The following is a 13,182-nucleotide window of genomic DNA, read 5'->3' as shown; positions in this document are numbered from 1 at the left end:
TCATGGCAAGGTCGCTGCACCGCCCGGGCTAGCCCCGGGGTCACCCGCGGGACTCACCGCTCGGGCTCGCCTTCCGGGAGCTTAAAGCCGGCAACGGAGGCCCGGAGATCGCTGGCCAGCTCGGCGAGATTGCCGATGGAGCTCGCGGTCTCGGTGGTGCCCGTGGAGGTCTGGGACGTGATCTCCTGGATGACATTCATGGTGTCCGAGACATTGGCAGCGGCGTGGGCCTGCTGGCGCGAGGCCTCGGAGATGCTCTGGATCAGGCCGGCGAGCTGTTCGGAGACGCCCTCGATCTCGCGCAGCGCCTCGCCGGCCTCCTCGGCCTGACGGGCGCCGGCCACCACGCCGGCGGTGCTCTGCTCCATGGAGATCACGGCCTCGTTGGTGTCCGTCTGGATCGTACGGACCAGCGCCTCGATCTGCTTGGTGGCATTACCGGAGCGCTCCGCGAGGCGCTGCACCTCATCGGCGACCACCGCGAAGCCGCGCCCGGACTCACCGGCCATGGCCGCCTGGATGGAGGCGTTGAGTGCGAGGATGTTGGTCTGATCGGCGATATCGTTGATGAGCTCCACGATATTGCCGATCTCCTGGGAGGATTCGCCGAGGCGCTTGATCCGCTTCGAGGTCTCCTGGATCTGCTCGCGGATGCTGTCCATCTGCTCGATGGTCCGCTGCACCGTCTCCGCGCCACGTGTGGCGAGCTCCACGGACTGCTGGGCCACCCGGGCCGATTCCTGGGCGTTGCGCGAGACCTCATCCACCGACGTGGCCATCTCGTTGATCGCCGCCGATGCCGATGTGATCTGCTGGGCCTGGTGATCCGAGGCCTCGGCCAGCTCCATGGCACGGGTCTGGGTCTGCTCCGCCGCCGAGGCCACCTGCTCGGAGGTCTGGTTGATAGTGGTCACCAGTCGGCGCAGCTCCTCGGTGGCGTCGTTGAACGCGTCGGCTATGGCGCCGGTGATTTCCTCACCGACGGACGCCTGCACGGTGAGATCGCCTTCCTTGAGGTCCTCGATCTCGTCGAGGAGATTGAGGATGGCCTGCTGGTTCTCGCGGTTGGCCTCGTCCACCCGCTGGCGCTCGGCCTCGGCTCGGGCCACGATCGCACGGCTGATCCGCCAAGCGACGATGCCACGCGCGATCAGCGCAAGAAGCGCCAGTGCGCCCAGGGCGTAGGGCATCCACGGCTGCACCCAGCGGCCCGCGGCCAGTCCTCGATAGATCCCGGTGAGCCGCTCGCCGGTGGCCAGCAACTGCTCGGAGAGGGTGAAGATATTGTCGGCGGCGTCACGGACCCGGAAGAGCTCCGGCGACTGCTCGAGCAGTGCATCCACCTCTTCCCGGACCGGACCGAACTGCTCGCCCAGGGCGGCGACCTCTCGGCCCGCGACGCCGGCGGGCAGGCGGCTACCGCGGAGCTCCGCAAGGGTGCTCTCGAAGCCATCCGTGGCCGCGCGCAGACGGTCAGCGGCACGCACGTTGCCGAAACCACCGCGGACCATATCGCCGATGTTGCGGCTGACTTGCTCGGCGAGCAGGGCGAGCTCAGCGGCGAGCGTCGCCTGCCGGGCGCTGCCCGCCTCCGCCAAGGACGCGGATAGGGCCGAGGCCGCCTCTTGGATCCGCGGGACCTCCGCCCGGAAGCGCTCGGCGATCACGTTCGCCTGGATAACCATGTCCCGGCGCTCGAGGATCGCGTTGACGTCGCCGCGCATCTGTTCCCAGGGACGCACCACCTTCTCCAGCGCCGCGGCGGCCTCCGCCGAGGTCTCCGAGGTGGGCGGAATGCCGGCCCCCGCATCGCCGTTTACCAGCTCATCAAGACTGCCCTGCAGCCGGTCCCGGGCCTCGGTGAGCAGGGCAAACGCGTCGGTCTTGCCGTTGGCCGCCTCCGAGGCGTTCTTGGCGATCTTCTGCGACTGCACCCGGACGCTGTCCGCGCGGGCCACGTACCCCTGGTCGATATTCCCGTAGCGCGCCACCATCGCGAAGGCGGCGACCATGGCTATGATCGCCACCACCGAGATGACCGTCAGCAGATCCGCGATCCACCGGAGCCCCCTGGATGGCTGCCGCTTGTCCTCCTGAGCCATATGCCCTGTCCCCTCCTGACGAGACTCGCCGATCCTCGTATATCCTAGGCCGACGCCCTGAGAAAGGCCGGATCGGCGGCCAGTGCCGCCATGCTGAATACCGGCCAACGATGGTTTCCGTGCTCGAACACGGCGGTCACATAGGGCGATGCACCACCGTATCCCTTTTCCTGTCCGCTCCCCACATCCTTGCGCTCGCCGGTATCGAAGTGGCGCATGCCGAGCACCTCGTCGACCAGCAACCCTGCCCGGAGGTTGCCCTCGCTGACCACCAGCACCCGGGCCAGCGGGCTCTCCGAGGCCGCCCCCACACCGAGGAACGCGGTGAGGTCCACGATGGGCAGCAGCGTGCCACGGATGTTGGAGATCCCCTTCAGCCACTCTTGGGCGTGGGGTACCCGCGTCAGCGGCGGCGTATCCAGTACCTCATGGACCTCATCAAGGGGGGCGACGAAACGACGCGAGCCTGCCCGGAAACCAATCCCCACCCACTGCTGCGGCGCCTCCTGCTCCGTTGGGAGCTCCGCGCCCCGCTCGATGCCAAGGCGCTGCAGGCGCCGCAGCTCCGCGAACGGCGCCAGGGCCGCCGCGGGCTGTTCAGCCATTGAGAACGGCGCCGATCTTGCCGAGCAGCTCGTCCTCGGTAACGGGCTTGGAGATATACTCCTGGGCACCCTGCCGCTTGGCCCAGATCCGATCGGTGTCCTGATCCTTGGTGCTGATGATGACGATGGGGATATCCGAGGTCTCCGGATCCCGGGACAACTTGCGGGTGGCCTGGAATCCGTTCACTCCGGGCATGACGATATCCATGAGGATGACGGCCGGGCGCTCACTGCGCGCCAGCGCCATGCCCTGGTCGCCATCCTCGGCAATGCTGACCTCATAGCCGTGCTTCTCCAGCATGGTCTTGAGGACGTGGGTCTCCGTCGGCGAATCGTCCACCACCAGGATGCGAGTCATTTTCGTAGTCCCCCAGATGCAGAGCCCGTCCCGCCAGCGCCCCCTCAGGCCGCCCTTGCGAGATGGCGACGGATGGCCCCGAGCAGCTCGTCGCGGGTAAACGGCTTGGTGAGGTACTGCTCGGAGCCCACGATCCGCCCCCGAGCCCGATCGAACAGGCCGTCCTTGCTCGAGAGCATGATCACGGGCGTATGGCGGAAGCTGGCGTTATTCTTGATCAGCGCGCAGGTCTGATAGCCGTCCAGCCGCGGCATCATGATGTCGATGAAAATGATATCCGGCCGGTGATCGGCAATCAGGGCCAGCGCCTCGAAACCATCCGTGGCGGTGATCACCTCGCAGCCTTCTTTGCGCAGGAGGGTTTCCGCCGTCCGCCGGATGGTCTTGCTGTCGTCGATGACCATTACCTTGAGACCGGCCAGGTCTTGTTCGTCCTTTTCAGTCACCGGCTCCCCTCGCGGAAACGCGCCCCCGCTTTGCCTTTTTCTGCGGCCGTCGTGACCACCGCGCCACCCGCCCTGAGTTTAATCACTCCGTCACTACGGTACAATCGGACCGCAGCCTGCCGACATATTCTGTGATTGCATCCACACCGCCAGCGCGGGGGAGCGGAGATGAGCGTTCGACTCGGCGTGGTGATGGACCCCATCGCCCACATCAAGCCCTACAAGGACACCACCCTGGCCATGCTCTTGGAGGCGCAGCGGCGCGGCTGGCCGATCCAGTACATGGAGCTGGGCGACCTCTCCCTGCGCGACGGCACCGCCCGGGCCCATATGCGCGAGCTCCGGGTGCGTGACGACCGCCACGACTGGTTCACCCTCGGTGATGGACGGGAGGCGGAGCTCGCCGAGCTCGACGTCATCCTGATGCGCAAGGACCCACCGGTGGACTACGAGTTCACCTACGCCACCCACATCCTCGAGGCGGCGGAACGCGAGGGGGCCCTGGTGGTGAACCGGCCGGCGGCATTGCGCGACGCCCAGGAAAAGCTCTTCGCCACCCATTTCCCCCAGTGCTGTGCCCCGACGCTGGTGGACATGCGCGCCGAGCGTATCAAGGCCTTCATCGCCGAGCATGGTCGGGCCGTGCTCAAGCCGCTCCATGGGATGGGCGGCGAGTCCGTGTTCGTGCTCAACGACGGCGACCCCAACACCACGGTGATCATCGAGACCCTCAGCGGCGGCGGCGAGCACTACGTCATGGCGCAGCGCTACCTCCCCGAGATCAGCGCCGGCGACAAGCGCATCCTGGTCATCGACGGTGAGCCGGTGCCCTACGCCCTGGCCCGGGTTCCGGCGGCCGGCGAGACCCGCGGCAACATCGCCGCCGGTGGCCGCGGCGAGGGCGTGGAGCTCACCGAGCGCGACCGCTGGATCGTCGAGGAGGTGCGTCCGGGGCTGCAGGCGCGCGGCATCACCTTCGCCGGCCTCGACGTCATCGGCGACTATCTCACCGAGATCAATATCACCAGCCCCACCTGCGTGCGCGAGCTCGATCACTTGTATGGCATGAACATCGCCGGCGAGCTCTTCGACGGGATCGCCGCGGAGCTCGAGCGCCGCCGGTGATCGCCCGCACCCTGCGGCGTGGCCTGGTGGTGGCGAGCGCGGTGGTGCTGGCCGCTTCCTGCAGCAGCGACGTACCCCGGCACAGCGAGCGGCTGTATGCGTTCGGGACCTTCATCGAGCTCACCGCCTACGGCCTTGATGAAACGGCCTTTGCCGAGGCGGCGGAGCAAACCGGTCAGCGCCTGGAGGACTGGCACCGGCAGTGGCACCCGTGGGAAGGCGACGGCCTTGCTGCCATCAACCGCCGCTTGGCGGAGGGGCGGGCGACGGCCATCGAGCCGGATCTGGGGGGGCTGATAGACCGCGCCCGGGAGCTAGAGGCCGCCAGCGAGGGGCACTTCAACGGCGGGCTCGGCGCGCTCACCCGGCTCTGGGGCTTCCACGCGGGCGCCGACCTCCCTGACGCCCCGCCGCCGGAGGAGGCCATCGCCGCCCTCACCGACCCGGCACCCTCGCTGGCCGCCGTACGACGGGACGAGGTACGAATACACAGCACGGACCCCCGGGTGCGCATTGACTTCGGTGGCTTTGCCAAGGGGGTGGCGGCGGAGCGCATCACCGCCTTGCTCCGCCGGCGCGGTGCAGGGGCTGCGGTGGTCAGCCTCGGCGGGGATATCGCCACCCATGGCCGTCCCCCGGGGCGTGACTGGCGGATCGGCATCCGCGCCCCCCGCGGCGAGGGCCTCCTTGCCACCGCCCGCCTGCAGGCCGGCGAGGCGATCTTCACCTCCGGGGATTACGAGCGTTACTTCACCCATGGCGGGCGCCGCTACCATCACATCCTGGACCCGCGCACTGGTCGGCCCGCCCGCGGGGTGCGTTCGGTGACGGTGATCGACGATGACCCGGCTCGGGCGGACGCCGCGGCGACCGCGCTGTTCGTCGCCGGCCCCGGGCAGTGGCAGGCGGTGGCCCGGTCCATGGGGATCCGGTATGTGCTGCTGATGGATGCCCATGGGCGCGCCCATCTCAGTGCGGCGATGGCGGAACGACTCCGCTTCGAGGCAGAGCCCGAACCGGAGGTCGCGGAGGAGGTGGCGCTGTGAGCGTCACCGATGCGCTCATCCTGGCTGCGGCGGTCACGCTCACCGGCTACCTCCATGCCAGCCTACGGCCTGCACCACAGGCGGCCACCCACGCGGAGGTCTGGGTGGAAGGCGAGCACTACCGGCGCCTGCCCCTGGACCGGGCGCAGAGCCTGGAGGTCCGTGGTGCCCTCGGCACGACCACGGTGGAGGTCGCCGACGGTGGGGTGCGGGTGACCGACTCACCCGGCCGACGCAAGCTGTGCGTGCGCGCCGGCTGGCTTCGGGATGCCGGCGAGAGCGCCGTCTGCCTGCCCAACCGGGTGGTGATCAGCGTCGAGGGCGCCGACTCCCGGCTGGACGCGATCAACCAATGAGCACGCCGGAACCGGTCACGGCCACCCGCGAGGATGTCCGCATCGCCTGGCTGGCGGCACTCGCCACGGGCATCCACGCCCTGGAGGCCCAACTACCCTCGCCGGTGCCGGGTATCAAGCCCGGGCTCGCCAACGTCATCACGGTATTCGCCGTGTGCCGCTATGGCTGGCGTGTCGCGGCGTGGGTAGCGATACTGCGCGTCTTTGCGGCGAGCCTGCTCCTCGGGAACTTCCTCTCGCCGGGCTTCCTCCTGGCACTGGCCGGCGCGTCCGCGGCGGTTGCGGCCCTGGGTTTGGGGCGCCTGCTGCCCGGCACCGGTGCGCTGGGCTACAGCGTCCTCGCCGCCTGCGCCCACATGACGGGACAGTTCCTGCTCGCCTGGGGGCTACTCATCCCGCACCCGGCGCTGCCCTACCTGTTCCCCTGGCTGATGACCGCGGCCCTCGTCTTCGGCGTGGTCAACGGTATAATCGCCGGCGCCGTGCTGCGCCGGACGCGCGGGCACGGCCGGGCGAGCAGCTACGCCGCGGACGAGATCAGCGATGGCATCGAATAGGGCCCCCGGGCCGGGCCTCGGCACATTCCTGCTCCTCTCCGCCCTGGTCCACGGGCTGGTGGTGTTCGCGGTGGGCCTGAGCTGGGACCCACCGGAACCGCGTCCGTCACCGCCGATGTTGGACCTCACCCTAGTAACGACACCGCAGCCCGCGCCGGTGGAGGACGCAGAGCGAATCGCCGCGGAGGACCAGGCCGGTGGCGGGGAGCGCACGAGCCCCGATGCCGCCCGTGGCATACCCGCACCCGGACGCCCGCTGCCGGCACCGGCGGAGCCCGTGCCGGTAAGCCCACCGCTGGAACAACCGCAGCAACCCTCCGCTTTGGACGAACCCCCGCAGCCCGCCCCGGAGGACCCCGCGCCCGCGGCAGCCGATACATCAGCCGATACATCACCGGAGCGGCCGGGGGAAGCGGAGCCGGAGGTGGTCCGGGCCCGCGAGGCAACAGCGACCCCCGCCGACCGTGGCGGTGAGGAGCCCGCTGCGGCAGAGCCCGACGAGCCCGCCGTGGAGGCCGGTCAGCTGCTCGCGAGCTCCCGGGAGCTGGTTTCCCGGGGCGCATTCGGCGAGGACGACCGCCCCGCGGAATCGGAGTTTCCCGACCGTCGCCGCATCACCGCGCGCACCCGCGAGCACGCGGCCGCGGAGTATATGCGCGGCTGGATCGACAAGGTCGAGCGGGTGGGCAACCTGAACTATCCGGCGGAGGCCCGCCAACGCGGCCTATCGGGGCGGCTCATCCTGGAGGTCATCCTGCGCCCCGACGGCAGCGTGGTGGACACGCGCCTGCTCGAGCCCTCTCCCCATTCCCTGCTCGATGCGGCGGCCCTGCGGATCGTCGATCTGGCCGCCCCCTTCGCCCCGGTGCCGGATGCGGTCCTGCAGGGCAGCGAGCAGCTGGTGATTACCCGCACCTGGGAATTCCGCCAAGGCCAGCGCTTCCGGGCGGACCGGTGATCGGGCGCGCGGGAGGCTTGTGAGCGGCGAGACCCATGGCGGATACTGTGCCCATGGGTAACCGTAACGATCTCACGAATCATCTGCTCATCGCGATGCCTGCGCTCGCGGACCCCAATTTCGCGCAGAGCGTCACCTATCTCTGCGAGCACTCCGAGGAGGGCGCCCTGGGCATCGTCATCAACCGCCCGGCAGGTCTCCGGGTCGGTGAGCTCTTGGAGCACCTGGATATTACCGTGACCGACGAGGGCATCGCCGATCACCCCGTGTACGCCGGCGGCCCGGTGCAGCGCGAGCGCGGCTTCGTGCTCCACCGCCCGGTGGGCTCGTGGGAGGCCTCGCGGGCCGTCACCGACGAGCTGGCGGTGACCACCTCACGGGACATCCTGGAGGCCATCGCCCGCGGCGAGGGACCGGAGGAATGGCTGCTGGCACTGGGCTATGCGGGCTGGGGCGCGGGCCAGCTGGAGCAGGAGCTCGCCGAGAACGCCTGGCTGAACGGCCCCGCCACGCCGGGGTTGCTATTCCACCAGGCCCCCGACGAGCGCTGGCGGGCGGCCGCCGCGTTGCTCGGCGTGGATCTCAACCGGCTGTCCTCCGAGTCCGGGCACGCCTGAGGCCCATGAACGGAACCTTACTGGGCTTCGATTACGGCCTGGCCCGCATCGGTGTCGCCGTGGGCGAGGGGGTCACCGGCAGCGCCCGCCCCCTGCGCACCCTGGCCGCGGAAGGGGGGAGCCCGGCATGGGGGGAGGTAGCGACGCTGATCGAGCAATGGCAACCGCAGGCGCTCGTAGTAGGGGTGCCGCGCCGGGCCGACGGCTCCGACGGCGAGATCACCGCCGGCGCGGAGCGCTTCGCGCGGCGACTCGCTGGCCGGTTCCGACGTCCGGTATACACCGTCGACGAAACCCTGTCTTCGCGGGAGGCCGCCGCCAGGCTCGCCGCCGACGGCCGTGCGGTGCGGGGGAGGGACGAGAAGGCCCGCCTCGACGCCGCGGCCGCGGCCGTGATCCTGGAAACCTGGCTGGCCGAGGGGAAAGGCGCATGAGCACACTGCCGGATATCGATACCGCCCTGCAGCGCCTCCGTGACGGGTTGCGGCCCTTAGCGGCGGCATATCCCCCCCAACGGCTGGCCATGGTGGGCATCCATACCGGCGGGGTATGGCTCGCCGAGCGGCTCCACCGCGATCTGGGCCTCGCCGGGCATCCGGGCCGACTGGACATCAACTTCTACCGCGACGACTTCTCCCGGATCGGGGTGAACCCCCACGTGCGCCCCTCGGAGCTGCCGTTCCCCATCGATGACCGGGTAATCCTGCTGGTGGACGACGTCCTCCAGTCCGGGCGCACGGTGCGGGCCGCGCTCAATGAGCTCTTCGACTACGGCCGCCCCTCCGCCGTACGGCTGGCCGTGCTCGTCGACCGCGGCGGCCGCGAGCTGCCGGTCTGCGCCGATGTCGTCGGGACCACCGCCGAGCTAGGCAGCGACGAGGCGGTACGGCTCGGCGGCCCCGATCCCCTGACCCTGAGCATCGAGCGGCGCGGGCAATGAGCGGGCAGATCGACGAGCAGGGTCGCCTCCGGCACTTCCTCACCACGGAGGGCATGCCCCGGCAACTGCTGGAGCGGATCCTGGACACCGCGGAATCGTTCACCGGCGTGATCGGCAAGTCGGTAAAGAAGGTCCCACTGCTGCGCGGACGCACGGTGATCAACCTGTTCTTCGAGTCGAGCACCCGCACCCGCACCACCTTCGAGCTCGCCGCCAAGCGCCTCTCCGCGGATGTCCTTAACGTCAATGTCGCCACCACCACCACCAAGGGCGAGAGCCTGCTGGATATGCTCCACAACCTGGAGGCGATGCAGGCGGACATGTTCGTGGTGCGCCACGCCGAGAGCGGTACCGCCGCCTACGTCGCCGAACACCTGGGCGGCAATGTCGCGGTGCTCAATGCCGGCGACGGACGCCACGCCCACCCTACGCAGGCGATGCTGGACATGTTCACCATCCGCCGCCACAAGGGCGCCTTCGAGCCGCTGCGGGTGGCCATCGTCGGCGACATACTCCATTCCCGGGTGGCACGCTCGCAGATCCACGCCCTCAACGGTCTGGGCGCCGGGGAGGTGCGGGTCATCGCGCCGCGCACGCTGTTACCACGGGAGATCGAATCCCTTGGGGTACACGTGTATCACGATCTGGAAGCGGGGCTGCGCGACGTGGACGTGGTGATCACCCTGCGCCTGCAGCGCGAGCGCATGCAGGGAGCGATGCTGCCCAGCGAACAGGAGTATTTCCAGCACTACGGCATCACCGAGGAGCGGCTGGGGGTGGCCCGACCCGATGCCGTCGTCATGCATCCGGGCCCCATCAATCGGGGGGTGGAGATCGACAGCGCCGTCGCGGACGGCCCTCGGTCGGTGATCCTCGAACAGGTCACCAACGGGATCGCGGTGCGAATGGCGGTGATGTCCATGGTGCTCGGTGGCCGCGACGGGGGGGAGGGGTGATGCGCATCCTGCTGCGTGGCGGTCGTATCATCGACCCCGCGGACGGCTACGACCGTACCGCAGACCTGGGGATCACCGACGGACGCATCGCCTACCGAGGTGAGATCCCCGCCGAGTTCGCCCCGGATGAGGTCATCGAGGTCACCGGACAGATCGTCTGCCCCGGACTCATCGACATCGGCGCACGCCTGGGACGGCCCGGACCGGAACACCCGGACACCATTGCCCGCGAGGCCCGGGCGGCGGCCGCGGCCGGTATCACGACACTGGTCTGCCCGCCGGATACCGACCCGGTGACCGACACGCCCCCGGTGGCCGAGCTGATCGACCGCCGGGCCCGGGCCGCTGGCGGGGCCCGCGTCCTGCCGGTGGGCGCGCTGACCCGCGGACTCGCTGGCGAACAGCTCACCGAAATGGCGGCGCTTAAGACGGCCGGTTGCCCGGCGGTGGGCGACGGCGGGACGCCGCTCACCGATACCCTGGTGCTGCGCCGGGCCCTGGAATACGCCACCACCTTCGACCTGCCGGTGCTGCTGGCCCCCCTGGATCCGTTTCTCGGGGTCGCGGGCTGCGCCCACGAGGGCCCCGTAGCGACCCGTCTGGGGCTACCGGGCATCCCGGCGGCGGCGGAGACCGCCGGCATCGCCCGGCCCCTCGCCCTAGCCGATGCCGAGGGCACACGCATCCACTTCACGCAGCTCTCGAGCGCCCTCAGCCTGCCGCTGCTTCGTCAGGGCCATGGCAGCGGCGCGCCCATCAGCGCCGACGTGGCACTGCCCCAACTGTTCCTCACCGAGCAGGATTTGAGCGAGTTCGACGCCCGTTTCCACCTGCGGCCGCCATTGCGCAGCCAGGCGGATCGGGAAGCGCTCCGGGCGGCGGTGGCCGACGGCGAGATCCCGGTGATCTGCTCCGGCCACAGCCCCCGGGGCAGCGATGCCAAGGAGGGGCCCTTCGCCACCACCGCACCCGGCGGCACCGGAGTCGACACCCTGCTGCCACTGACGCTGCGCCTGGTGGAGGAGGACGTGCTCGGGCTGGCCGACGCCCTCGCCCGACTGACCAGCGGTCCGGCCTCGGTGCTGGGCCTAGACACCGGTCGCCTAACGCCCGGCCGACCCGCCGACGTCTGCGTCTTTGATCCCGAGGCGGTGTGGTGGTGCCACCCGGAGACCCTGCGCAGCCGCGGCCGGAGTTCCCCCTTCCTGGGCTGGGAGCTCACCGGCCGCGCCACCGTCACCTTGGTGGGCGGTGAGATCGTGCACCGCCACGGGCCCCGGGAATGAGCCGCCAGCCGGCCCGGGTCGCCGGCGTCGAACGCGTAGCCGGCGGCTGGTGGTGGCTGCGCCTGAGCGGATGCGAGAGCCGGGCGGCACCCGGCTCGTTCCGAATGGTCCACTTCAAGGGCTGGCGTTTCTGCCTGCCACTGGATCATGCCAGCCCCGCGGAGGGCTGGGTCGGGGGACTACTCCCACCCGCTGCCCTGCCCGCGGAGCTAGGACCGGGCTCACCGGTGCGCGTCGATGCGAGCGCCGGGCAGGAGTTGCCGCGAAGATTCTCATCCGCTCCCGTGATCCTGGGAGAGGATGCCGGCCTGGGCCCCGCCCTCGCCTTGGCCCCGCAGTGCGAGCCCGCCCCCCGCCTGGTGATCCTCGGCAGCTGGGGGCAGCCGCCAGCGCGCCTGTGCCCTTCCCAATTCCTCGTCCCCGGGCTGCCCGCGGAGGCCATTGCCGGCGTCGCTCCCCTGGAGGCGGCACACATCGCCGCTCGGGTCGCCAGCCGCAGCGGCGCCCCCGGCTGTCACGAGGGGGAGGCGCTCGAGCTGCTCGAGCGCTACCTGATGGCCCTCCCGGAGGAGGCGCGCCGGGACATACCCCTGCTCGTGTGCGTACCCGAGGACCGGCTCCGGCACCAGCTTGCGGGCCTGCGCCGAACCGTCGCCTCGGTAACACTGGCCGAGTACCCGGCGGACTGAGCCCGTCCGGCGCTACTCGTCGTGCAGGCTCAGGCCGCTGGTGGCCTCGTCCATCTGTTCCTGCCGCCCCTCCGAGCCGAGCTTGATCATCAACCGAACCTCGTTCTGCGAGTCGGCGTGGCGCAGCGCATCCTCGTAGGTGATCAGGCCCTCGCGATAGAGCACATAGAGGTGCTGATCGAAGGTCTGCATCCCATGCTCGTTGGAGCGCTTGATGATCTCCTTGAGCTCGTGGACCTCACCGTCGTGGATCTTGTCCGTCACCAATGGCGTGCCGATGAGGATCTCCACCGCCGGGACACGGCCCTGACCATCCGGGGTCGGAATGAGCTGCTGCGCGACGATGGCCTTCAGGTTCAGCGACAGGTCCGTGAACAGCTGATCCCGGCGCTCGGCCGGGAAGAAATTGATGATGCGGTCGAGCGCCTGGTTGGCGTTGTTTGCGTGCAGCGTCGCCAGGCAGAGATGGCCGGTCTCGGCGAAGGCGATAGCGTAATCCATGGTTTCGCGGGTGCGAATCTCGCCGATGAGGATGACATCCGGCGCCTGGCGGAGCGTATTGCGCAACGCCACCTCGAACGACTCCGTGTCGATGCCTACCTCGCGCTGGGTGACGATGCAGCTTTTGTGCTGATGGACGTACTCGATCGGGTCCTCGATGGTGATGATGTGCCCGGTGCTCTCCTGGTTGCGGTGGCCGAGCATGGCCGCCAACGAGGTGGATTTGCCGGTCCCGGTGCCGCCCACGAAGATGATCAACCCCCGCTTGGTCATCGCCAGGTCGTTGAGGATGGGCGGCAGACGCAGCTGCTCGACGCTGGGGATCTGGGTCTCGATCCGCCGCAGCACCATGCCCACGTTGTTGCGCTGGTAGAACGCACTGACGCGGAAGCGGCCGAGCCCACGGGCGCTGATGGCGAAGTTGCACTCGTGGGTGGCCTCGAACTCGCTGCGCTGGCGGTCCGTCATCACCGAGAACACCACCTGCCGGGCCTGGTCGGCGGTGAGCTCGGTCTTCGTCACCGGCACGATCCGCCCGGAGATCTTCATGCTCGGCGCCAGGCCCGCCGTAATGAACAGGTCCGAGGCCTTCTTCTCCACCATCAGCTGGAGCAGGGCATTGAAGTCCATCGCATCTTCT

General features: G+C 69.6%; 16 protein-coding genes. 11 read left to right on the top strand and 5 right to left on the bottom strand.

The features are described from left to right. Positions 1 to 53 precede the first annotated feature (53 nt). The 4 genes from ACQ754_RS07900 to ACQ754_RS07885 are packed head-to-tail and all read right to left on the bottom strand — an operon-like array spanning position 54 to position 3,469. Positions 54 to 2,102, bottom strand: a complete 2,049-nt coding sequence (locus tag ACQ754_RS07900) for a methyl-accepting chemotaxis protein (RefSeq protein ID WP_440996463.1) — start codon at positions 2,100 to 2,102, stop codon at positions 54 to 56. Between the two features lie 44 nt (positions 2,103 to 2,146). Further along, positions 2,147 to 2,707: a chemotaxis protein CheW gene (locus ACQ754_RS07895; protein WP_440996462.1), complete on the bottom strand. Its 561-nt coding sequence runs from the start codon at positions 2,705 to 2,707 to the stop codon at positions 2,147 to 2,149. Continuing rightward, positions 2,700 to 3,065, bottom strand: coding sequence for a response regulator (locus tag ACQ754_RS07890; protein ID WP_440996461.1), 366 nt, complete (start codon positions 3,063 to 3,065; stop codon positions 2,700 to 2,702). The genes ACQ754_RS07895 and ACQ754_RS07890 overlap by 8 nt, the downstream gene beginning before the upstream one ends. 44 nt (positions 3,066 to 3,109) lie before the next feature. Then, positions 3,110 to 3,469, bottom strand: a complete 360-nt coding sequence (locus ACQ754_RS07885; protein WP_440996580.1) for a response regulator — start codon at positions 3,467 to 3,469, stop codon at positions 3,110 to 3,112. Positions 3,470 to 3,679: 210 nt separating this feature from the next. On the opposite strand from ACQ754_RS07885, the gene gshB reads away from it, so the two are divergent. From gshB to ACQ754_RS07830, 11 genes are read left to right on the top strand one after another with little or no spacing between them, the layout of a single operon-like run. Then, on the top strand, positions 3,680 to 4,636 hold the full coding sequence (gene gshB / locus ACQ754_RS07880; RefSeq protein WP_440996460.1) for a glutathione synthase: 957 nt from the start codon (positions 3,680 to 3,682) through the stop codon (positions 4,634 to 4,636). Beyond that, entirely contained in the window at positions 4,633 to 5,682 is a 1,050-nt protein-coding gene (locus tag ACQ754_RS07875) for an FAD:protein FMN transferase (protein ID WP_440996459.1), read from the top strand. Before gshB ends, ACQ754_RS07875 begins: the two co-directional genes overlap by 4 nt. After that, positions 5,679 to 6,038 (top strand): NusG domain II-containing protein, encoded by a 360-nt coding sequence (locus tag ACQ754_RS07870; protein WP_440996458.1) that lies wholly within the window; start codon positions 5,679 to 5,681, stop codon positions 6,036 to 6,038. The genes ACQ754_RS07875 and ACQ754_RS07870 overlap by 4 nt, the downstream gene beginning before the upstream one ends. After that, positions 6,035 to 6,595, top strand: a complete 561-nt coding sequence (locus ACQ754_RS07865; RefSeq protein WP_440996457.1) for a Gx transporter family protein — start codon at positions 6,035 to 6,037, stop codon at positions 6,593 to 6,595. Before ACQ754_RS07870 ends, ACQ754_RS07865 begins: the two co-directional genes overlap by 4 nt. Beyond that, on the top strand, positions 6,582 to 7,553 hold the full coding sequence (locus ACQ754_RS07860) for a TonB family protein (RefSeq protein WP_440996456.1): 972 nt from the start codon (positions 6,582 to 6,584) through the stop codon (positions 7,551 to 7,553). Before ACQ754_RS07865 ends, ACQ754_RS07860 begins: the two co-directional genes overlap by 14 nt. 53 nt (positions 7,554 to 7,606) lie before the next feature. Continuing rightward, positions 7,607 to 8,170 carry a YqgE/AlgH family protein gene (locus ACQ754_RS07855; RefSeq protein ID WP_440996455.1) on the top strand — a complete coding sequence of 188 codons (564 nt, stop codon included), beginning with the start codon at positions 7,607 to 7,609 and terminating at the stop codon, positions 8,168 to 8,170. 5 nt (positions 8,171 to 8,175) lie between these two features. Continuing rightward, entirely contained in the window at positions 8,176 to 8,604 is a 429-nt protein-coding gene (gene ruvX / locus ACQ754_RS07850; RefSeq protein WP_440996454.1) for a Holliday junction resolvase RuvX, read from the top strand. Continuing rightward, entirely contained in the window at positions 8,601 to 9,110 is a 510-nt protein-coding gene (pyrR, locus tag ACQ754_RS07845; protein WP_440996453.1) for a bifunctional pyr operon transcriptional regulator/uracil phosphoribosyltransferase PyrR, read from the top strand. The genes ruvX and pyrR overlap by 4 nt, the downstream gene beginning before the upstream one ends. Next, positions 9,107 to 10,066: an aspartate carbamoyltransferase catalytic subunit gene (locus tag ACQ754_RS07840; RefSeq protein WP_440996452.1), complete on the top strand. Its 960-nt coding sequence runs from the start codon at positions 9,107 to 9,109 to the stop codon at positions 10,064 to 10,066. Before pyrR ends, ACQ754_RS07840 begins: the two co-directional genes overlap by 4 nt. Next, positions 10,066 to 11,352, top strand: a complete 1,287-nt coding sequence (locus ACQ754_RS07835) for a dihydroorotase (RefSeq protein ID WP_440996451.1) — start codon at positions 10,066 to 10,068, stop codon at positions 11,350 to 11,352. Before ACQ754_RS07840 ends, ACQ754_RS07835 begins: the two co-directional genes overlap by 1 nt. Beyond that, positions 11,349 to 12,041 (top strand): hypothetical protein, encoded by a 693-nt coding sequence (locus ACQ754_RS07830; protein WP_440996450.1) that lies wholly within the window; start codon positions 11,349 to 11,351, stop codon positions 12,039 to 12,041. The genes ACQ754_RS07835 and ACQ754_RS07830 overlap by 4 nt, the downstream gene beginning before the upstream one ends. Before the next feature lie 12 nt (positions 12,042 to 12,053). Here the strand turns inward: ACQ754_RS07830 and ACQ754_RS07825 are convergent, their stop codons facing one another. Then, positions 12,054 to 13,172, bottom strand: coding sequence for a PilT/PilU family type 4a pilus ATPase (locus tag ACQ754_RS07825; RefSeq protein ID WP_440996449.1), 1,119 nt, complete (start codon positions 13,170 to 13,172; stop codon positions 12,054 to 12,056). Positions 13,173 to 13,182 lie beyond the last annotated feature (10 nt).

The organism is Arhodomonas sp. SL1 (genome assembly GCF_052060015.1).
In the GTDB taxonomy this organism is placed as follows: domain Bacteria; phylum Pseudomonadota; class Gammaproteobacteria; order Nitrococcales; family Nitrococcaceae; genus Arhodomonas.
The sequence above is the reverse complement of the archived record's forward strand: the minus strand, read 5'-3'. Positions and strand labels throughout refer to the sequence as shown.